The organism is Azospirillum endophyticum, assembly GCF_016595245.1.
Lineage (GTDB): Bacteria > Pseudomonadota > Alphaproteobacteria > Azospirillales > Azospirillaceae > Azospirillum > Azospirillum endophyticum.
In genome coordinates, this window is record NZ_JAENHM010000049.1 from 21024 (window position 1) to 40908 (window position 19885).

Sequence of the window (19885 nt, forward strand, 5' to 3'; positions counted from 1 at the left end):
GCGAAGCCCTTTGCAAAGGCCGGTTTGCGCTTGCTAAGATTGCGAAGAACGGCTGATTTCCGGGGCTGGCGCCGGTTGGGATTTTATACGCATGCAAAAGAAACTGTTCCTTGGCTACAAGCTGCGCCGCCTGCGCGAGCAGCGCGGCCTGACCCAGGCGTCACTGGCCAAGACGCTGGAGCTTTCTCCCAGCTATCTCAACCAGTTGGAGAACAACCAGCGCCCGTTGACCCTGCCGGTGCTGATGCGGATCGCCGCCACCTTCGAGCTGGAGCTGTCCGCCTTCCTGGAGGATGAGGACAGCCGGCTGGTGTCGGACCTGCGCGAGGCGCTGGCCGACCCGCTGTTCGCCGGGGCGCCGCTGACCGCCGGCGAACTGCGCAGCGTGGTGGGCTCCAGTCCCGAACTGGCCCGCCGGGTGCTCAGCCTGCATCAGGCCTATCAGAAGCTGCACGAGCGGGTGCAGTCGCTGACCGACAGCCTGTCCAGCAGCGAACCCAGCAATGACCAGGGCGACAGCTTCGCCGGGCCGCAGTTTCCCTATGAGGAGGTGCGGGACTATTTCCACTACTGCAACAATTACATCGACCCGCTGGACGAGGCGGCGGAGCGGCTGTGGGACTCCCAGAAGATCCATTCCGGATCGTTGCTGAACGAGCTGGCCGCCTATCTGAAGCGGCGCCACGACGTGCGGGTGAAGATCGTCGCCGACGAGGCCGGCGATACCGCCATGCGCAGCTACGACGCCACGACCGCCACGCTGCGGCTGTCGGCGCTGCTGACCAGTTCCAGCCGCGCCTTCCACATGGCGAACCAGATCGCGCTGCTGGAGTTCGGCGAGCAGATCGACGAGCTGGTGGATCAGGCGAAATTCTCCAGCGAGGATGCCCGCTCGATCTGCCGGGTCGGGCTGGCGAACTATTTCGCCGGCGCCCTGGTGCTGCCCTACCGCGCCTTCGCGGCCCAGGCCCGCGCGCTGCGCCACGACGTCGAGCAGTTGCAGAGCCGCTTCTCCGCCAGCTTCGAGCAGGTCTGCCACCGGCTGTCGACCCTGCAGCGGCCGGGGGCGCGCGGCCTGCCCTTCTACTTCGTGCGGGTCGACATGGCCGGCAACATCACCAAGCGCCATTCCGCCACCCGCTTCCACTTCGCCCGCTTCGGCGGTGCCTGCCCGCTGTGGAACGTGCACGAGGCCTTCGCCCAGCCCGGCAAGATCCTGGTGCAGTTCGCCCAGATGCCCGACCGCACCGCCTATATCAGCATCGCCCGCACCGTGACCAAGCGCGGCGGCGCCTATCTGAAGCCGTCGCGCCAGTTCGCCGTCGGGCTGGGCTGCGAAGCCAGCCATGCGCCGGAGCTGGTCTATGCCGCCGGCATCGACATCACCGACCTGAAGGCGGCGGTGCCGATCGGCGTCAACTGCCGCCTGTGCGAGCGCACCGACTGCCAGCAGCGCGCCTTCCCGCCGATCGGCAGCGAGCTGCGGGTGGACGAGCATCACCGCAGCTTCGTCCCTTACCTGTTCAACCCACCGGACGTCCCGCCCCGCTGAGCGTAGCATCCTTGCAAGGGACCGGTTGGCCCGCGACTTGCTGAGAACTGGTCGCAAGACCGGAAAGGCGGTGCCTTCGGGCATTTCCCGGCCCGGTCGCTGCAAGCTGCTTCGCATTTTGCCAATGGCGGGCCATGGACGGTGACAATCTGCATCACGCTTCCGACCGGCAGAGGACGGCCTTCGCTCCGGAAGCGCTGGCCCGCATGCTGTCGGTGTCGACCGCAACGCTGGCCCGGGGACGGGGCATCGCGCTGGACGTCAGCGTGCTGACCGGAACGCCGCCGCGGCTGGTCGGCGATGCGGAGACGGCGGGCGCGCTGTGCAACGCGCTCGCCGCCAGCGCCATCGCCAGTTCCGGTCCCGGGCGATTGGACATCCGCCTGTCGGCCCTGCCGGCGGGGGACGAACGCGTGACCCTGCGGGCGGAGCTGACCGGCCGGTTCGACACCCAGGGCGAAAGTGGCTTCGGGCAGGAACTCGCCGGCCGCCTGCTGGCGGCGCTGGGGTCGCGGATGACCGTGGAACAGGAAGCCGACGGCTTGCGGCGGGCGGTGCTGGACATGCCGGCCGCCCTGCCGTCGCGCGCCACTGACGCCGAGCGGCTGATGAACTGGGCGCGCGCGCGCGGCGGCCGGCTGCTGGTGGTGGACGACAGCGCCACCAACCGCCTTGTGGTGGCCGGGCTGCTGGCCAAGGCCGGCTTCTCCGTCGAGACGGCCAATGGCGGGGCGGAGGCGGTCGAAGCGGTTTCCCAGGCGCCGGTGCCGCCCGAAGCGGTGCTGATGGACGTCGCCATGCCGGACATGGACGGGCTGACCGCCACCGCCACCATCCGTCGGCTGGGCGATGAGCGGGCCCGCATCCCGATCATCGCCGTCACCGCCAACGCCCTGCCGGAGGACCGCGTCCGCTGTCTCGCCGCCGGGATGAACGACTATCTGACCAAGCCGGTCCGCCGCGCCGAGCTGCTGGGCGCCCTGGAGCGCTGGCTGGCGCCGCAGCCAGCCTGAAGGGTGCGACAAACGCCCTCTCCCGTCCCGGGAGAGGGAGGGGACCCGCGCCGAAGGCGTGGGGAGGGTGAGGGGTATAGCAAGAATCCGAAACCGCATGGTTCCTTGGATCACCCCTCACCCTTCCCAAGCTCCGCTTGGGCCCCTTCCCTCTCCCGGGGCGGGAGAGGGGATTATTTCATGGCCACGGAAGTAGAGAGCCAGTGGCGCCCTACGCTCCAAAACCGGTCCGGCGCTCCTCAAAAAGATGCGTCGGGCTCCGTCAGGAACGCCTCCTCCTCCGGCGTGCTCGGGCGGCCGAGGATGGCGTTGCGGTGGGGGAAGCGGCCGAAGCGCGCGATGATCTCGCGGTGGCGCCGGGCATAACGCAGCGTGGTCTCGTCAGCCACCCGTTCGGTGAAGAGGGCGACGGAGCGGTCCTGGCTCGCCATGTCCTCGTGATGCTCGTAGGGCAGGTAGAGGAAGATCCGCTCGTCCGTGGTGCATTCCAGATCGAATCCGCTGGCCACGGCATGGTCGCTGACGCCCCGCGCCATGCCGTCGGTGGCGAAGGCCCGCGGATCGTCGCGGAAGATGTTGCGCGGCACCTGATCCAGCAGCACGCAGAGCGCGATGCAGCCGTCGACATCCTCCCTCCAGTGATCGTACTCACCCCGCGCCGCCGCCTCGTAATGCGGTCCCAGCGTGTCGGCGACCGCCCGGTCGAAACTGACCGATTTGCGGAACCAGTAGGGTTTCATCGCCTCGTCGAACCAGAAATCGACGATCTCGTCGATCAGACTGTCCACCATCGTTCTCTCCGCCTCCTTGTGCGCCGCCCGACGACGAGTTCCCCAAAAAAGAACAGGGCGCCCGAAAGGGGCGCCCTGTCCATGTCCTAAATCGCCTCACCGGGCCATCGGGCTCAGTGCAGCGTGCTCCACATCTTGCGCTTCACGGCGTACATCAGGCCGGCCAGCACCAGCAGGAACAGGATGACCTTGACGCCCATCTGCTTGCGGGCATCCAGGTGCGGTTCCGCGACGAAGGTCAGGAAGGTCGCCACGTCGTGGGCCTGCTGCTCCACCGTCGCCTTGGTGCCGTCGGCGAAGGTGACGCCGTCGGGCTGCAGGATGTTCGGCATGCCGACCTGATGGCCGGGGAACACCTTGTTGTAGTTCATGCCCTCCATCACATGGACGTCGGGTGGCGGTTCCTCGAAGCCGGTGAGGAAGGCGTAGATGTAGTCCTCGCCGCCGACGCGGGCCTTCGCCATCAGCGACAGGTCGGGCGGCAGGGCGCCGCCGTTGGCCGCACGGGCCGCCTGGTCGTTGGGGAACGGCGACGGGAAGCGGTCGGCCGGAACGCCCGGACGCATGAACATCTCGCCGGCGTCGTTCGGACCGGCATGGACCTCATAGCCGGCGGCGATGCCCTTCAGCTCGTCTTCCTTGAAGCCGATGCCGGCCAGCGTGCGGATCGGCGCCAGATGCATGGAATGGCAGGCCGAGCAGACTTCCTTGTAGATCTGGAAGCCGCGCTGCGCCGCCGCCTTGTCGATGGTGCCGAAGATGCCCGCATGCGGCCAGCTCTGCTTGGGGATGTGCACGCCTTCGGCGGCCTGCGCGGCCCCGGCGATGCCGAGCGCCAGCGCCGCCGAGAGGATTGCAGTCTTCAACGCGCGCATCAGGCCTTCTCCATCGGCTTGGCATGGGCGCCGGCGGCGATGGCGCCCCCGCCCTTCAGAACGGACTCGGAGATGCTGTTGGGAAGCGGACGCGGACGCTCCAGCTTGCCCAGCACCGGCAGCAGGACCAGGAAGTGGAAGAAGTAATAGAAGGTGCCGATGCGCGCGATGATCAGCCAGGAGCCCTCGGCCGGCTGCGAACCGGCATAGCCCAGGATCAGGGCGTCGATGGCCAGGATCCAGAAGAACTGGCGGTAGACCGGGCGGAACTTGCAACTGCGGACCTTGGAGCGGTCGAGCCACGGCAGGAAGAACAGCAGCGCGATCGAGCCGAACATCGCCAGCACGCCGCCCAGCTTGTCCGGGATCGCGCGCAGCATGGCGTAGAAGGGCAGGAAGTACCATTCCGGCACGATGTGCGCCGGGGTCACCAGCGGGTTGGCCGGGATGTAGTTGTCCGGATGGCCCATGTAGTTCGGCATGAAGAACACGAACACCGCGAAGATGATCATGAAGATCACCACGGCGAAGCCGTCCTTGACCGTGACGTAGGGGTTGAACGGGACGGTGTCCTGCGGACCCTTGGGGTCGATGCCGAGCGGGTTGTTGGACCCGCAGACATGCAGCGCCGCCGTGTGCAGGATCACCAGGCCCAGCAGGACGAAGGGCAGCAGGAAGTGCAGCGCGAAGAAGCGGTTCAGCGTCGGGTTGTCGACCGAGAAGCCGCCCCACAGCAGCGTGACGATCGGGTCGCCGACGATCGGGAAGGCCGAGAACAGGTTCGTGATGACGGTGGCGCCCCAGAAGCTCATCTGGCCCCAGGGCAGCACGTAGCCCATGAAGGCGGTGCCCATCATGACGAGGAAGATGAGGACGCCCAGGATCCACAGGATCTCGCGCGGGGCCTTGTAGGAGCCGTAATAGAGCCCGCGGAACATGTGGATGTAGACGGCGATGAAGAACATCGACGCGCCGTTGGCGTGGACGTAGCGGATCAGCCAGCCGTAATTGACGTCGCGCATGATGCGCTCGACCGAATCGAAGGCCAGCGAGGTGTGCGACGAGTACTGCATCGCCAGGAACAGGCCGGTGGCGATCATGATGACCAGCATGATGCCGGCGATGGCACCGAACGCCCACAGATAGTTGACGTTCCGCGGCATCGGGTAGTGGTTGTACTCGTGATCCAGCATCGTGAAGATCGGCAGGCGGCTGTCGATCCAGTTCACGACCGGATTCTTGAACTTTGTGGCTTGAACCTGAGCCATCTCGGGGTCTCCAGAACCGTTGTGCCGCTTAACCGAGCCGGATCTTGGCATCGCCGGTGAAGGCGTAGGTCGGAAGGACGAGGTTGGCGGGGGCCGGGCCCTTGCGGATGCGGCCGGCGGTGTCGTAGTGCGAGCCGTGGCAGGGGCAGAACCACCCGCCGTAGTCGCCGCGCGGATCGGTGACCTTCTGCCCGAGCGGCACGCAGCCCAGATGCGTGCAGATGCCGATGACGATCAGCCATTCCGGCTTCTTCACGCGGGCATCGTCGGCAACCGGATCGCGCAGATCGCCCAGGTTGACCGTCTTGGCGGATTCGATCTCCTCGGCGGTGCGGTGGCGGACAAAGACAGGCTTTCCGCGCCAAGTGACCGTGATCGCCTGCCCCACGGCCACGGGGGCCAGATCGACGTCGATGGAGGCAAGCGCCAGGGTGTCGGCCGCCGGGTTCAGGCTGTCGATGAAGGGCCAGGCCGCGGAGGCCGCCCCGACGACGCCGACCGCACCGGTGGCAAGATACAGAAAATCGCGGCGGGAACCCCCCTCGCCGCCGGAGGCCGCGTGGCCACCCGTCCCGGGCGGATGCGTGGTCTGAGCCATAAGCCTGTTTCTCCTCAAGGCATGCCCGACGCCCTTTGCCCGCGCCGGACGACCGATGGACCGTATCTACTCTGTGGCGCGGCAAGCCCGCCCGCCGGAAGGAAAACCCCCAGGCACGCCGCGTCCTGCCGGAGTGGGTATCTCCAGCTTCAGACCTGCGGTATACCGTCGCGTCGGCATCTTGGAAAGTCCTTGGCCGGGAGACAATTTGTCGCGTGTGCGAAGGGCTTGAACATTTGTATGCAAAACAAACACTTCGAAGCAAGGCCCACGTTGCGCCTCGTGCTGTACGAACCCGACATTCCGCAGAACGCCGGGACCCTGATGCGACTCGCGGCGGGGCTGGGCGTGGCGCTCGACTTGATCGAGCCTTGCGGCTTCGTGCTGGATGACCGCCGGCTGCGGCGCGCCGGGATGGATTATCTGGACCATCTCGACTGGACCCGGCACAGCTCATGGTCCGCATACCGGGCGGCGCCGCAGTCCGGGCGGCTGGTGCTGCTGACCACGCGGGCGGCGATCCCCTACACCGACTTCCGCTTCGCCCCCGGCGACCGCCTGCTGGTCGGGCGCGAGAGCGCCGGGGTGCCGGACGAGGTGCATGACGCCGCCGACGCCCGGCTGGTGATCCCCATGGTGCCGCCCGCCCGGTCCTTGAACGTTGCGGTCAGCGCGGCGATGGTGTTGGGTGAGGCCTTGCGGCAGACTGCCGCAACAGGATAGGCGACAGACTGCCGCATTCGCCGCCGAAGCTCCCGCACAGCCGGAACCGCCATCGTCATGACCGCCGCCACGACCGTCGACGCCAGCATCATCGAAGACCGCAAGGCCCGCGCCGCCGCCTGGTTCCGGGAGCTGCGCGACCGTATCTGCGCCGCCTTCGAGACGCTGGAGGACGAGCTGACCGGCACCCATGCCGACCTGCCCCCCGGCCGGTTCGAGCGCAAGAGCTGGGACCGCCCCGACCATGGCGGCGGCGAGGGCGGCGGCGGCACGATGTCGGTGATGAAGGGCCGGGTGTTCGAGAAGGTCGGGGTCAACATCTCGACCGTCCACGGCACCTTCAGCCCGGAATTCCGCGCCAACATCCCCGGCGCCGCCGAAACCGGCGCGTTCTGGGCGGCCGGCATCAGCCTGGTCGCGCACATGCGCTCGCCGCTGGTGCCGGCGGCCCACATGAACACCCGCCACATCGTAACGACCAAGGGCTGGTTCGGCGGCGGCGCCGACCTGACGCCGATGGTGCAGGACGAGCGGGACACCGCCGATTTCCATGCCGGGCTGCAGGCTGCCTGCGACCGCCACGACCTGGACTATTACCCGCGCTACAAGGAGTGGTGCGACCGCTATTTCTTCCTGCCCCACCGGGGCGAGGCGCGCGGCGTCGGCGGCATCTTCTTCGACCAGCTCGATTCGGGGGACTGGGAGGCCGACTTCGCCTTCACCCGCGACGTCGGCACCGCCTTCCTGGAGACCTATGCGGACCTGGTCCGCCGCCACATGAACCGGCCCTGGACGGCGGAGCAGCGGGAGCACCAGCTGGTCCGCCGCGGCCGCTACGTCGAGTTCAACCTGCTCTACGACCGCGGCACCACTTTCGGCCTCAAGACCGGTGGCAACACCGAGGCGATCCTGATGAGCCTGCCGCCCGAGGTGAAGTGGCCCTGACGCGGCGGCAGATCCGACGCCCCTTCAGCTAGGCTGCCGGACGTGTTGCCCGGTCCGCAGCGGGATAGGCCCCGCCGGGATGGTCGACTCGGCCGGCCCCGGTGCGGAAGTAACCTGTCGGCGCCGTCCCCAGCGCCTTCTTGAACATCACGATGAAGGCGGTGACCTGTGACTTGGAGATGCCGGTCATGCCCAGAGCCTGGACAAGGTCGTCGACCTTGCGCGTCGAGATGCCTTGGATCCAGCCTTCCTGGATGACGGCCGTCAGCGCCTTCTCCGCCGTCTTGCGCGGTTCCAGAAAGCTCGGGAAATAGGACCCCTGGCGCAGCTTGGGGAGCTTCAGGTCGAGCGTGCCGAGCCGGGTGTCGAACTGGCGCGACCGCGAGCCGTTGCGGTAGGTGGTGAGGGTGTCGTTGCGCTCGTGCCGGCCGGCGCCGATCAGCGTGTCGACCTCGAAGGCCATCAGCCGGTGCAGCGCATGGAACACGTTCCAAACCTTCGCGAACCCGACAGACCCAACGTGCCATCACACCCTCCGGGGCAATCGCCTTTCAACGGGGCAACAGCCAGCAACGCTTGCCGACATAGAAAAAAAATGCACGAATTCGGGCCGGGGATTCGGACAACCGAGCCGCACCCCGCGCGCCTTCGCCGCCGCAAGAGCCGCGAGAATATGGATCGCGAACCGGGAAGCTTCCGGCATGTCCACGGCTCAGAAATCTACGCCGCTCTCCATCAGGTTCGCGATGAAAGCGACGTTGCGCGAGAATTGGTCAAGCCGGGCGATCAATAGGATCGCTCGGTGTCCTCGGTGTCGCCGACCGCACCGGTCACAAGTCGGGAAGCTGCACCACCCGTAACGCCTCCGTCGATCGGATGCCCCGGTCGTTCGTCACGAGCGCATCGCATTCGTCCTCGATGGCGGATGCCGCATGGATGGCGTCTATGAGCTCATCCCATGTGCCGCCCCGAGCTTCGCGGCTTGCTTCAAGGTTTCCGCTTCTACCGGCAGGAGGCGGAAGAGCTCCACATCATCGAACAGGCTTTCGAACCACCCGACGGAATCGGCCCGACCGCGCTTGTACGCTCCGTACAGGCATTCGCCGATGGCGACTTCGCTCGTGACGAGCTCGATACCCCGCGTTTCGGCATACTCGAACAGCGTCTCGGCAAGCCGTTGGCTCTCCTCTTCGCCTTCGATGAAATAGATGATGACGTTTGAATCGACGTAAATTTTCCGTGCCGCCGCGACGGTACTATTCATCCCCGCGGAACTCGCGCACGTCCGCCTCGATCTCTTCGGCCGAAAGCGGCCCGTGGCGCCGCGCGCCCGACCCTTTAAGGGCGCGGAGCTTCTCCATGCGGCTCGGCTCCCCGCCCTTCGCGGGAGGCGTGCCCGGCCGATCGAGCGCGGCTCCGGAACGGCGCCGCACGATTACCGTGACGCGTTCGCCCGGCCGCACGCCCGCGCCGATCAACTGCGCCCCGACGTTCTCCGGGGTTACGTCCACCAACACGGCATTCGGCATCGCCTTCGATCCTTCGGCGTTAAATACCTACAAATTATAGGAGGAGCGGACTGGAAGTCAAAAACGCATCCCCTCTACGTCTTGCGCGCCGATAGCTCGACGTTCCGTACCTGCACGGCCGTCCAATCCTTCCCCGTGCGCGTCCGCACATTCCGCTCGTTCATCTTGCGAGCGATAGCCCGATGGCTGCGCCCTTCGCTTCGAAGCCGTTCGATCAAGGGCCAATGCGTTTCGGCGAAGCGATCGGATGCGGCGACGTGCGCGACGCGCGCGAGCTCGGGCCGGTCGGCGCGCCGACCGCTCTCGACTTCCACCACCTCGGCCGCAAGCTCCGCGCCGATCCGCGCGGCGTAGCCCGCCACGGCCGCCGCTTGGGCTTCGAGACCGAGGCCGCTCGTACCCTGTCGGTCGGTGGAAACGCGATAGTATGCGACGAAACGGAGGATCGTAGGAGCAGTGTGAGGGTTTGAAACGGTCGTATCACTTGCATAGCGCAGCCCGTCCCGACGATACTGCGGGCGCGTGATTTCAGTCAGGTCATCAGCGGCTTCCGGTTTTGTATCGCAACTCAACCCAAGCACGGCCAACCGAAATCACGTAACTTTATTTCCGCTCAGCCTCCAAGGTCGCTTGCCGGGCGCCAGGAAACGAGACCTTCTTCACCTGGTGCGCTCGGGACTGACCGCACGGGCCGTCAGCGTTGCGACGCCGGGCCGCCCTGGCCCCAGGCCCGTCCACCCTGGAGCCAGGGCGCCCAGGCCTGCCGCACCATCTCGCCCCACAGCCGCATCGGCGCCATCCACAGATCGGCCATTCCGGCGCCCGAGGCCATCGGGTTGGCGCCGCCCTGCCCGGTCCGCGCCGCGAAGGCGGGGCCGCCCAGCAGCAGCGGGTTCATCATGGCAGGCGCCAGCATGCCGGCGACCACGTCGAAGGACGGCATGGCGCGCAGCTGGATGGCGATGACCTCCGCCCCATCCTCCCCGGCCTCGCGGTGCCGGATCTGGATTTCCAGGTTCGGCAGATGGGCGGTCAGAATCGTCTCGTCCGGCTTGCGGTCCATGCTCTGGCGCTCCAATCGGAATCTGGTCGGGGACTGATCGAGATCTTGCATCGCAACAATATGGCTTTTGCAACTGCGAAGAAACCCTCTCCGAAGGAGGTAGCGGAAACCAAAGCTCTTTCCGGCCGTTGTTGGCCATATGGATAGCCCCCTCCCCCCGCCCGATGCCGCCGCATCCGATGCCACATCCGATAAGGACGGCCCCTCCCCCGAACAGGAAGCCGCCTGCGCCGGGCTGACCTACAGCTGCGACGAGACGCCCGGCATCCGGCGACGACGCTATGGCAAGGGCTTCCGCTTCCTGTGGCCCGACAGCACGCCGGTGACGGAGGAGGACACGCTGGCGCGCATCCGGAAGCTTGCGATTCCCCCGGCCTACAAGGACGTCTGGATTTGTCCCGATCCCGACGGACATCTCCAGGCGACCGGCCGCGACGCCAAGGGGCGCAAGCAGTACCGCTACCACCGGCGCTGGACCGAGCTGCGCGAGGGCACCAAGTTCGGCCGCATGCTGGATTTCTGCCGCGCCCTGCCGCATCTGCGCGACCGGGTGAATGCCGATCTCGGCCATCGCGGCCTGCCGCGCGAGAAGGTGCTGGCCGCCGTGGTCCGGCTGCTGGAAACCACGTTGATCCGCGTCGGCAACGAGACCTACGCCCGCGAGAACCAGAGCTACGGCCTGACCACGCTGCGCGACGACCATGCCGAAATCGAGGGATCGGAGGTCCGCTTCTCCTTCAAGGGCAAGTCGGGGAAGAAATGGAACGTCGCGCTGCGCGACCGCAGGCTGGCCCGCGTCGTCGCCGCCTGCCGCGACGTGGCCGGCGACGAGCTGTTCCAGTATCTCGACCGCGACGGCCAACGCCACGCCGTCACCTCCGGCGACGTCAACGCCTATCTGCGCGAGGCGACCGGCGCCGACTTCACCGCCAAAGATTTCCGCACCTGGGCCGGCACCGTGCTGGCGGCGATGGCGCTCAGGGAATTCGAAAGCTTCGACAGCGCCAGCGCCGCCAAGCGCAACGTCACCCGCGCCATCGAACAGGTCGCCACCCGCCTGGGCAACACCCCCAGCGTCTGCCGCAAGAGCTACGTCCACCCCGAAGTGCTCGACGCCTATCTGGAAGGCGGGCTGCTGGACTCGCTGAAGCGCGAGGTGGAAGCGGAACTGCGCGACGAACTGGCCGGCCTCAGCGGCGAGGAGGCGGCGGTGCTGGCCTTCCTGCGCCAGAGGCTGGAACGCGAGACGGCGGCACGGGCGCGGGAGGGCGCGCGGGGGAGGAAGTAGCCTCGGCGTCAGGGCGTCGGCTGACGATGCCCCCACCCTAACCCTCCCCCGCTGGGCGGGGGAGGGAACAAGTGCTTGATCAGGGAAGCGGCGGCAGTCCCTCCCCCGCCCGGCTCTCGCACAAAGCTTCGCTTTGTGCTGACGCGGCAGGCGGACCGTAGGTCCGCTGAGAGCGGGGGAGGCTAGATGGGGGCATCGTCAACCGACACTCACCCCTCACACCGCCTCCGCCGCCTCCGTCACCGGCAGCAGCCGGCGCATGACCAGGCAGACCAGATCGCCGGCGATGACGCCGTCGGTGCCGGCATGGGCCTGGACCGAGCGCAGGACCATCTCGGTGCGGTCGCGGACGGACATGCCGCGGCTGTGCGCCAGGGCAGCGGCGAGGCGCTCCTCGCCGAAAGGCTCGCGCTGGCCGTCGACGGAGCGCAACACGCCGTCGGTGCACAGGAACAGCGTCTCGTCCTGGTTCAGCACCACCGTCGCTTCGGTATAGGGAGCGCCGCGGCGCACGCCGAGCGGCTGGCCGCCCGTCGCCGACAGGAACTCCACCCCGCCGTCGGCGGTGACGCGGCAGGCACCGCGGTGACCGGCGGCGGCATGGACCAGAGTCCCGGCGACGCGGTCGTAGACGGCGACGAAGGCGGTGGCGAAGCCGTCGAACGGACTTTCGCTGCACAACCGTTCGTTGGCGTTCGCCAGGATGGCAGCCGGGCCGACACCGGCGCGGGCGGTCTCGCGGATGGCGCCGCGCACCATCAGCATCAGGAAGGCCGCGGGCACCCCGCCGCCGGAGACGCCGGCGGCGACCAGCAGGCTGTAGCGCTCGTCCAGCTCGATCACGTCATAGAAGTCGCCGCTGACCGCATGGCCCGGCACCAGCGTGCCGTAGAACTGGCTGTCGCGGCCGACCGGCAGCTGGCGCGGCAGCAGGTTGGCCTGGACGTCGCGGGCGGCCCGCTGTTCCCCCTCGATCAGCTGTTCGGCGGCGGCCAGCTTCTCGCTCTTGGTCTCCAGCTCCGCCCCCCGCATGACCAGCTGGGCGTCGAGGGTTTCCTCGCGCGCCGTCGCCTCCATCGCCATGCGGCGGAAGACGCGCGACAGCCGGCCGAATTCGTCGTCGCGGTCGGCGGCCTCGTTCAGGGTGAAGGGGTTGAAGCGCCCGGCCTCCACCGCCTTGACCGCCTCGCTCAGCCGCTCCACCGGCGCCATCTGGTCGCGGGCAAAGCGCAGGCAGGCATAAACGCCCAGCGCCAGCACGAAAATGCCGACCAGCCCGCCGATCTTCAGCTGGCGGCTCAGCATCGCCCCGGGCTCGGTATAGGGAACGCGCACCATGGCGACGGCCGGCACGGCAGCGGCAGGGGCTGCGGCAGAAGTGGCGGCGGGACCGGCATACTTGACCGGTGCCAGCGCCAGCAGGCTGCCGTTCGACACCCGGAACGTCACGTCGCCGCCGGGAACCACCGCCTTTGCCGCGGCGGTGTCGGCGTCGGACAGCGGATTGCCGGCGCCGTCGGCCATCACGGCCCCCCGGGCCAGCACCCGGCCGTCGCGGTCGAGCAGCCAGGCCGCCTCCACCGCGCGGGTGGCAAGCAGCCCGTCGATCAGGCCGTCGGTGCCCGACTTGCGCACGATGTCGCCCAGCCGCCGCACGTCGGCACCGACCTGGACGATGCGCGGCTTGTCGACACCGGCCACGCCAGCGAACTTCATCAGCTTGCCGTTCTCCATCGCCGGTTCGGAGGCCAGCGAGGCGGGAGAGCGGTTCAGCAAGCCGGCATAGGCGCCGTGGCGCGGGCCGGCCTTGGCATCCTGGCCGAAGACCGGGTCGGGACCGGGCAGATTGTGCAGATAGGCCCGGCCGCGGTTGTCGGTGATCCACATCTCGTCCGGGCCGCCGGCCTCGGCGATCTGCTTCAGCCGGTCATTGAGGGCGCGCGGCGCCAGCTTCGCCGTTTCCGCCAGCGCCACCAGATGGGCGGTCAGGGTCGCTTCCGACAGAAGCCGTTCCGACAGCAGGGCGTCGACCTCCTGCGGGATGTCGCGGGCCTGGGCGGCCCCGCGGGCAAGCAGGCCGGCGGCCAGACGCGCCTCCGCCTCGATCCGGTCGGTCAGGGCGGCGCGCGTCGTCCAGGCCATCGCCGTGGTGACGGCCACGACCGCCAGCAGAACCAGGCCGGTGACCAGCAGGATCAAACGCTGTTGGAACGTCATGGGATTGCGCCCGCCCCCTGTGGCTGAATCATGCCACCGCTTCTACCGGTCCGGGGCGCGCAAGTCCAGGCACCGGGGCGATCCGGGCAAACGCATTCGGCGACGAGACCCCGTCCCGGGGCCATGCGCAAGATTCGACCGCAAGCGCGACATTATCTCTTTCGTAACCGATGGTCCGTAAGACGGAAGGACCCGCAGCCTTCCCGCCGGTGCACGCCCATGCCGATGAATGTCCTGGAAATCGCCGTCTACGCGATGGTCCTCACCGCCAGCCAGCCGCGCCCCTATGAATGCGTCGCGGTCCAGCCGGAGGGGGTGAACTGCACCAACGGCCTGTCGGCCAAGGCCGACGGGCCGAACCTGCTGTTCAACACCGGGATCCAGATCATCAAGGACCGTCAAGGCCGCGTGCAGCTGAGCAACGGGCTGCAGACCCGCTTCGACAGCTCCGCCTGGGTCGAATTCCAGGATGCGGGAAAGAAGCCGGTGGTCAGCGTCCGCAAGACCGGTCCGCTGCGCTTCAAATTCTCCAACGGCTTCCAGTGCGAGGCGATGGGCAACCCGGAAGACATGGCCCGCTGCTACAAGCCCTGACCGGGGCATTGGCTTATGGCGATGAACGGCCCTCTCCCGGGGCGGGAGAGGGCGGCGTATTGCCCTCAGCGGCTGATGCCGCGGCGGTCCATCTCGTCCTCGATGGCGCGGCGGTTCTGCCGGACTTGGCGCTGTTCCTCGCCCAGACGGTCGTACTGGCTGCGCAGGTCGCGGTCGGAATAGTCGCTGTAGGCGTTGCCACGGCGGTTCCCCGAGGAGCCCTCGTACCGGCGGCCGTCGCGGTTCGCGTCGCGGTCGTCCGCGGCGCGGCCATCGCGCTCCTGCGGATAGGTGTTGGGGTTGACGGCACGGTTCAACTGATCGAGCGCCCCGCCCCAGCCATTCTGGGATTGGCCGGTCTGGGCCAGCGCCGGCGACGAGATGGCCAGGACGGCCGCGGTGGCCAGGATGATCCTACGCATTGGACGTATTCCCTTCTGCGGTTGTCGTTCTCCTTCTGACAACCGCCGGGAACGCCATCCGTCACGCGTCACACCGGATCAGGTCCCAGATCCGCGCGCCCATGCGGCGCGTCGAGGTCCAGCGCCGGCCCCTTCGGCACGATGCCGGTCGGGTTGATGGTGGCGTGGCTGCCGTAGTAATGGCGTTTGATGTGGTCGAAATTCACCGTCTCCGCCACGCCCGGCACCTGATAGAGGTCGCGCAGATAGCCGGACAAATGCGGATAGTCGGCGATCCGCCGCTTGTTGCACTTGAAATGCCCGACATAGACGGCATCGAAGCGCACCAGCGTGGTGAACAGGCGCCAATCCGCCTCGGTCAGGCGGTTGCCGACCAGCCAGCGCCGGCCCGCGAGCCTGGCGTCGACGTCGTCCAGCGCCGCGAAGAGGGCGTCGAAGGCGGCCTCGTACTTGTCCTGGGAGGTGGCGAAGCCGGCCTTGTAGACGCCGTTGTTGATGCCGTCATAGACGAAGGCGTTGACGCGGTCGATCTCCTCCACCAGCTCCGGCGGGCAGAAGTCGGTGCGAACATCGGTGAAGGCGTCGAATTCGCGGTTGAGCATGCGGATGATCTCCGCCGACTCGTTGTTGACGATGCTGCCGGTCTTCCTGTCCCACAGCACCGGGACGGTCACCCGGCCGCTGTAGCCGGGCTTGGCCTGCAGATAGACCTCGTAGAGCCGCCGGGCGCCGGTGACCGGCTCCGGTTCGGCGAAGGTCCAGCCGTCCGCCAGCATCAGCGGCTCGACGACGCTGACGCCGATCACCCCGTCCAGCCGCTTCAGCTTGCGGAGGATCAGCGTGCGGTGCGCCCAGGGGCAGGCCAGCGACACCATCAGGTGATAGCGCCCGGCCTCCGCCGGATAGGGGGTGGAGCCGTCGGCCGACACCCGGTCGCGGAACTGCGCTTCGGTGCGGACGAAGGCGCCGCCGGTCTTCTTGGTGTCGTACCACTGGTCGCGCCACTGTCCATCGATCAGCAGGCCCACGGCTCCCTCCTCTTCTTCACAATTCCGGCCGGTCGTTCAATGTCGCCCGGCCGGCCGTCATCAACCGTGCAGCTTCGTCGTGATCTCGGCGACATGGCGGCCCTGGAAGCGGGCGCCGTCCAGCTCGACCGCGCTCGGGCGGCGGGAGCCGTCGCCGTCGGCGATGGTGCTGGCGCCGTAGGGCGAGTTGCCCATCACTTCCGAAACGCCCATCTGGCCCTGGAAGGAATAGGGCAGTCCGACGATCACCAGCCCGAGATGCAGCAGGACGGTGTGGGTGCTGAGGATGGTGCTCTCCTGCCCGCCATGCTGGGTGGCGGTGGAGGTGAAGACGCTGCCGACCTTGCCGTTCAGCGCGCCCTTGGCCCACAGCCCGCCGGTCTGGTCGAGGAAGTTCTTCATCTGCGAGGCCATGTTGCCGTAGCGCGTCGGCGTGCCGATGATGATGGCGTCGTACTGGGTCAGCTCGTCCACCGTGGCGACGGGGATGTTGCTCTCGTCCTTGTAATGGGCGGACTGGCGGACGGCCTCCGGCACCAGTTCGGGCACGCGCTTCACCGCGACCTCGGTCCCGGCGACGGAGCGGGCGCCTTCGGCCACCGCCTGCGCCATCTCCGACACGTGACCCCAGCTGCTGTAATAGAGCACCAGAACCTTCGCCATCGTCGCCACTCCCTGTTTGGTTGCCAAAAATTCGACCGCCGCGGCCGGACGACCGGCCCGGCGGTGACACCAGAGATAGGGCGCGGCGGCGCTTCCGGTAATACCGGATCTTGGCACCTCATTGTTTCTGGGTGTACAACAATGCCATGGATCGCCTCGACGACATGCTCGCCTTCATCAAGGTGGTGGACACCAAGAGCTTCACCGCCGCCGCCGACCGGCTCAACCTGTCGAAGTCGGTGGTCTCCCGCCGCATCGGCGAGCTGGAGAACCGCCTCGGCGCGCGGCTGCTGAACCGCACCACCCGCAAGCTCAGCCTGACCGAGGTGGGGCAGGCCTATTACGAGCGCTGCACCCGCATCCTCGCCGATTTGGAGGAGGCGGAGCAGGCGGTGGCCGACCTGCATGCCGCCCCGCGCGGCCGGCTGCGGCTGAACGCGCCGGTCAGCTTCGGCACTCTCCATCTCGCCCCCGTCGTGGCGGATTTCCTCGAGCGCTACCCGTCGGTCGAGATCGACATGGACCTGAACGACCGCACCGTCGATCTGGTCGACGAAGGGTACGACCTGGCGATCCGCATCGGCCGGCTGCGCGACAGCTCGCTGATCGCCCGCCGGCTCGCCCCGGCGCGGATGGCGCTCTGCGCCAGCCCGGCCTATCTGCAGAAGCACGGGGTGCCGGAAACGCCGGACGACCTCGGCAGGCACAGCTGCCTGATCTACACCAACGTCCCGTCCCCCGACCTCTGGCAGTTCACCGTCGATGGAGAGCCCCGCAACGTCCGGGTCTCGGGCCCGATCCGCAGCAACAACGGCGACCTGCTGCGCGAAGCGGCGGCGGCCGGCGTCGGCTTCGTCATGTCGCCGACCTTCCTGTGCGGGCAGGCGCTGACGCGCGGCGAACTGGTCAGCGTCCTGCATCGCCACATCCCGTCGGAACTGGCGGTCAACGCGGTCTATCCGCAGAACCGCCACCTGTCGCCGAAGGTGCGGGTCTTCGTGGATTTCCTGGTGCAGCGCTTCGGCCCGCGCCCCTATTGGGACTGCGCGCTGCTCGACACGCTGCCGCAGGACGCCGGCTGAGGCGCTTCGGGAGGCCGGTCAGGACGGCTGGTTGGGCCGGCGGCGGGAGCGCAGGTTCAGCGCGGTGATGAAGTTCGGCTGCTGGCCGACCACCGATCCCTGGGGGGCCGGCTTCTTCGGGGCGGTGGACAGGAAGCCGCCGACACGGCCGCGCAACTCCACCGCATGGTGCGCCGCGTCATCCGCCGTCTCCGCCACCTGACGGCGGACCGACGGCTCCAGCGTGTTGAAGGCGCGCGAGGCGAATTCGAAGGCCGGCTGGGATTTGGTGGCGATCACCTGACGCAGCGCCTTGGACACCAGCACCGTGTCGAGACCGCCCGGGCCTTCGACGCCGTCCAGCACGTCGGCGAGGATGCCGATGGCCTGGAGCGTACGATTGTCGTCCAGCGAAAGGTCGTTAGCGTCCATGCGGGTCTTCCGATCGTCTCAAACGGCGCGGACCCCGCCATTGGGGAGGCCCGTGTTGCACCAGTGAAATCATAGTGTTTGCGCCCGCGTCTGGCAATGGACGCCGTCGGGCTTGACCGCATAGGCCTCAGCGTCCGGCGAGCCGGGTGGCGAAGGTGGGCGGCAGCAGGCGTTCGACGCAGTTGCCGGCGTCGCCGACGGAGAGCATGTCGACGAAGCGGGCCGCGGCGTCGCGGGCGCAGGGGCTGGCGCCGAGCACGTCATGGGCGAGGCCGCGGAAGGACAGCAGCGTCGCCCGCCGCAGGCTCCGCCCCATCGCCTCGGCCCGCGCCGGCACGGTGAAGGTGTCGTAGGCGCCGGTCAGGATCAGCGCCGGCACGTCCGATGCGGCCGGCCGGTAGAAGGCGTCGTCGACCGGCGGCAGCCCCAGGGCCGGACAGGCGGCGTCGTAATCGGTCTCCACCGCCTCCGCCACCACATAGGGGCGGAGGTCCGCCGCGGCGCGCCGGGCGGCCTCGGCGTCGATGTGCGGCCGGTTCTCGCGGCAGCCGACCGTCAGGTTGAGCCCGTAGGCGAGGCTGTCCAGCACCGTCCAGATCGCCGGCGGCATCACCAGCGACAGGATGGCGGGATCGTCCATTTTGCCCGCCCCGGCGGGCCGGGCCTCGACCACGCGGTCGAGATGGTCGAGCAGGGCCGGCACCGCCACCATCCCGTCGCCGCTGCCCAGCCGCAGCGCCAGGACCGAGGCCAGCATCGGCCAGTCGAGGCGGAGGTCGGTCTCCCGCCCGCTGACGGGATGGCGCAGCCGCAGATCGAGCGGACGGCGCTCCAGGGCCGCCGACAGCCGTTCGACCGCCTGTCCCAGGCGCGGGAAGGCGCGGGCGCAGCCGGGCTGGGCGGCGCAATCCTCCACCATGCGGCGGTGGGCCTGGCGGATGGCGGTCAGACGGTCGAGGTCGAGCCAGGTCGCATCCGGCGCCGCCGGGGAATTCAGCACGAGGCTGCGCACCGCCGCCCCGTCGATGCGCAGCAGCGCCTGCGCCAGCACCCCGCCATAGGAGGTGGCGACCACGTTCCAGCGCTCCACCCCCAGCGCGCGGCGCAGCGCCAGCAGGTCGGCGGCACTCCGCGCGCTGTCGAAATCCTCCAGGCGGTAGCCGGCATGGCGCAACGGCTCCAGGCAGGCGACGGCATCCGCCGCCGTCACGCCGCCGAACCAGTAGCGCAACGGGTCCAGCGCGGGACAGCGCAGCGACGGCTTCGACAGGCCGGTGCCGCGCTGGTCGACCAGGATGACGTCGCGGCCGGCCCGCATCGGCGCCAGGATCGCCGCGGTACCGCGCGGATCGTCGCTGCCGCCCTGCCCCGGCCCGCCGCTGAGCAGCACGACCGGATCGGCGGCCGGCGCGCCGTTCAGCGCCGGCAGGATCATCACGAACAGGTCGAGCGGCGGGCCGTCCGCAAGCTGCCGGCCGGACGGCACGCGCAGGCTGCGGCAGCGCGGCGCCGGCCCGGCCGGCAGGGCGTCCGGGCACCGGACCTCGGACAGCGCGGGAGGCGCCTCCTGGACGGGAACCGGAACGGCAGGGGGAGCCGGGGCCGGAGACGGGGGCGCGGCCGGCAGCGCGGCGGGAGGCGGTGCCGCAAGCGGCGCCGTCTGGAGCGGGGGCGGCGGCTCCGCCACGACAACCTGCGGAGGGGCCGGGGACGGGCCGGCCAGCCGGTCGATGCCGATCCCGAGCAGCCCGCCGGCCAGCACGCAGAGGGTCAGGACGCCGCCGATGACGGCGAGACGCCGGCCACCCGAAGCCATCGGGGCG

The 19885-nt window shown here is 68.6% G+C and carries 21 protein-coding genes and 1 pseudogene; 7 read left to right on the forward strand and 15 right to left on the reverse strand.

Features of this window, described 5'->3' with window-relative positions:
• Positions 1 to 91 precede the first annotated feature (91 nt).
• Positions 92 to 1552: a helix-turn-helix domain-containing protein gene (locus tag JHL17_RS16500; RefSeq protein WP_200194682.1), complete on the forward strand. Its 1461-nt coding sequence runs from the start codon at positions 92 to 94 to the stop codon at positions 1550 to 1552.
• Between the two features lie 134 nt (positions 1553 to 1686).
• Positions 1687 to 2565 (forward strand): response regulator, encoded by an 879-nt coding sequence (locus JHL17_RS16505; protein WP_200194684.1) that lies wholly within the window; start codon positions 1687 to 1689, stop codon positions 2563 to 2565.
• A 239-nt stretch (positions 2566 to 2804) separates the two neighbouring features.
• Here the strand turns inward: JHL17_RS16505 and JHL17_RS16510 are convergent, their stop codons facing one another.
• From JHL17_RS16510 to petA, 4 genes are all read right to left on the reverse strand, one after another.
• On the reverse strand, positions 2805 to 3356 hold the full coding sequence (locus JHL17_RS16510) for a DUF924 family protein (RefSeq protein ID WP_200194686.1): 552 nt from the start codon (positions 3354 to 3356) through the stop codon (positions 2805 to 2807).
• A gap of 113 nt (positions 3357 to 3469) precedes the next feature.
• Positions 3470 to 4231 (reverse strand): cytochrome c1, encoded by a 762-nt coding sequence (locus JHL17_RS16515; RefSeq protein WP_200194688.1) that lies wholly within the window; start codon positions 4229 to 4231, stop codon positions 3470 to 3472.
• Positions 4231 to 5499 (reverse strand): cytochrome b, encoded by a 1269-nt coding sequence (locus tag JHL17_RS16520; RefSeq protein WP_200194690.1) that lies wholly within the window; start codon positions 5497 to 5499, stop codon positions 4231 to 4233. Before JHL17_RS16520 ends, JHL17_RS16515 begins: the two co-directional genes overlap by 1 nt.
• 28 nt (positions 5500 to 5527) lie before the next feature.
• Positions 5528 to 6097 (reverse strand): ubiquinol-cytochrome c reductase iron-sulfur subunit, encoded by a 570-nt coding sequence (petA, locus tag JHL17_RS16525; protein ID WP_012977590.1) that lies wholly within the window; start codon positions 6095 to 6097, stop codon positions 5528 to 5530.
• Between the two features lie 273 nt (positions 6098 to 6370).
• Between petA and JHL17_RS16530 the strand changes: the two genes are divergently transcribed.
• Both JHL17_RS16530 and hemF read left to right on the forward strand, forming a co-directional pair.
• Entirely contained in the window at positions 6371 to 6820 is a 450-nt protein-coding gene (locus JHL17_RS16530; protein WP_200194692.1) for a tRNA (cytidine(34)-2'-O)-methyltransferase, read from the forward strand.
• Positions 6821 to 6877: 57 nt separating this feature from the next.
• The gene (hemF, locus tag JHL17_RS16535; RefSeq protein WP_200194693.1) at positions 6878 to 7765 is read left to right on the forward strand and encodes an oxygen-dependent coproporphyrinogen oxidase; all 888 of its coding nucleotides are present in this window, start codon (positions 6878 to 6880) and stop codon (positions 7763 to 7765) included.
• 160 nt (positions 7766 to 7925) lie between these two features.
• Here the strand turns inward: hemF and JHL17_RS16540 are convergent.
• The 5 genes and pseudogenes from JHL17_RS16540 to JHL17_RS16560 all read right to left on the reverse strand — a co-directional run.
• Positions 7926 to 8240 (reverse strand): annotated as a pseudogene (locus tag JHL17_RS16540) (transposase); the annotation flags it as partial.
• A gap of 468 nt (positions 8241 to 8708) precedes the next feature.
• Complete coding sequence (locus JHL17_RS16545; protein WP_200194695.1) at positions 8709 to 9029, reverse strand: type II toxin-antitoxin system VapC family toxin; 321 nt, start codon at positions 9027 to 9029, stop codon at positions 8709 to 8711.
• On the reverse strand, positions 9022 to 9294 hold the full coding sequence (locus tag JHL17_RS16550; protein WP_200194697.1) for a hypothetical protein: 273 nt from the start codon (positions 9292 to 9294) through the stop codon (positions 9022 to 9024). The genes JHL17_RS16545 and JHL17_RS16550 overlap by 8 nt, the downstream gene beginning before the upstream one ends.
• Before the next feature lie 74 nt (positions 9295 to 9368).
• Positions 9369 to 9875, reverse strand: a complete 507-nt coding sequence (locus JHL17_RS16555; protein ID WP_345773826.1) for a recombinase family protein — start codon at positions 9873 to 9875, stop codon at positions 9369 to 9371.
• 113 nt (positions 9876 to 9988) lie between these two features.
• Positions 9989 to 10357 (reverse strand): hypothetical protein, encoded by a 369-nt coding sequence (locus JHL17_RS16560; RefSeq protein ID WP_200194699.1) that lies wholly within the window; start codon positions 10355 to 10357, stop codon positions 9989 to 9991.
• 139 nt (positions 10358 to 10496) lie between these two features.
• Between JHL17_RS16560 and JHL17_RS16565 the strand changes: the two genes are divergently transcribed.
• Positions 10497 to 11645, forward strand: a complete 1149-nt coding sequence (locus JHL17_RS16565; protein ID WP_247893597.1) for a DNA topoisomerase IB — start codon at positions 10497 to 10499, stop codon at positions 11643 to 11645.
• 216 nt (positions 11646 to 11861) lie between these two features.
• Here JHL17_RS16565 and JHL17_RS16570 read toward each other — a convergent pair whose 3' ends face one another.
• The gene (locus tag JHL17_RS16570; protein WP_200194702.1) at positions 11862 to 13862 is read right to left on the reverse strand and encodes a PP2C family protein-serine/threonine phosphatase; all 2001 of its coding nucleotides are present in this window, start codon (positions 13860 to 13862) and stop codon (positions 11862 to 11864) included.
• A 219-nt stretch (positions 13863 to 14081) separates the two neighbouring features.
• Between JHL17_RS16570 and JHL17_RS16575 the strand changes: the two genes are divergently transcribed.
• Positions 14082 to 14456 (forward strand): hypothetical protein, encoded by a 375-nt coding sequence (locus tag JHL17_RS16575; RefSeq protein ID WP_200194704.1) that lies wholly within the window; start codon positions 14082 to 14084, stop codon positions 14454 to 14456.
• A 65-nt stretch (positions 14457 to 14521) separates the two neighbouring features.
• Here JHL17_RS16575 and JHL17_RS16580 read toward each other — a convergent pair whose 3' ends face one another.
• From JHL17_RS16580 to wrbA, 3 genes are all read right to left on the reverse strand, one after another.
• Positions 14522 to 14878: a hypothetical protein gene (locus tag JHL17_RS16580; protein WP_200194706.1), complete on the reverse strand. Its 357-nt coding sequence runs from the start codon at positions 14876 to 14878 to the stop codon at positions 14522 to 14524.
• A 68-nt stretch (positions 14879 to 14946) separates the two neighbouring features.
• A complete protein-coding gene (locus JHL17_RS16585; protein ID WP_200194708.1) occupies positions 14947 to 15906 on the reverse strand; it encodes a glutathione S-transferase C-terminal domain-containing protein in 960 nt (319 codons plus the stop codon).
• Positions 15907 to 15966: 60 nt separating this feature from the next.
• Positions 15967 to 16569, reverse strand: a complete 603-nt coding sequence (wrbA, locus tag JHL17_RS16590; protein WP_200194710.1) for an NAD(P)H:quinone oxidoreductase — start codon at positions 16567 to 16569, stop codon at positions 15967 to 15969.
• Positions 16570 to 16715: 146 nt separating this feature from the next.
• Between wrbA and JHL17_RS16595 the strand changes: the two genes are divergently transcribed.
• Entirely contained in the window at positions 16716 to 17651 is a 936-nt protein-coding gene (locus JHL17_RS16595; RefSeq protein ID WP_200194712.1) for a LysR family transcriptional regulator, read from the forward strand.
• An 18-nt stretch (positions 17652 to 17669) separates the two neighbouring features.
• Here JHL17_RS16595 and JHL17_RS16600 read toward each other — a convergent pair whose 3' ends face one another.
• Together JHL17_RS16600 and JHL17_RS16605 are read right to left on the reverse strand one after the other, a co-directional pair.
• Positions 17670 to 18062, reverse strand: a complete 393-nt coding sequence (locus JHL17_RS16600) for a hypothetical protein (RefSeq protein ID WP_200194714.1) — start codon at positions 18060 to 18062, stop codon at positions 17670 to 17672.
• 127 nt (positions 18063 to 18189) lie between these two features.
• A complete protein-coding gene (locus JHL17_RS16605; protein ID WP_200194716.1) occupies positions 18190 to 19878 on the reverse strand; it encodes an alpha/beta fold hydrolase in 1689 nt (562 codons plus the stop codon).
• Positions 19879 to 19885 lie beyond the last annotated feature (7 nt).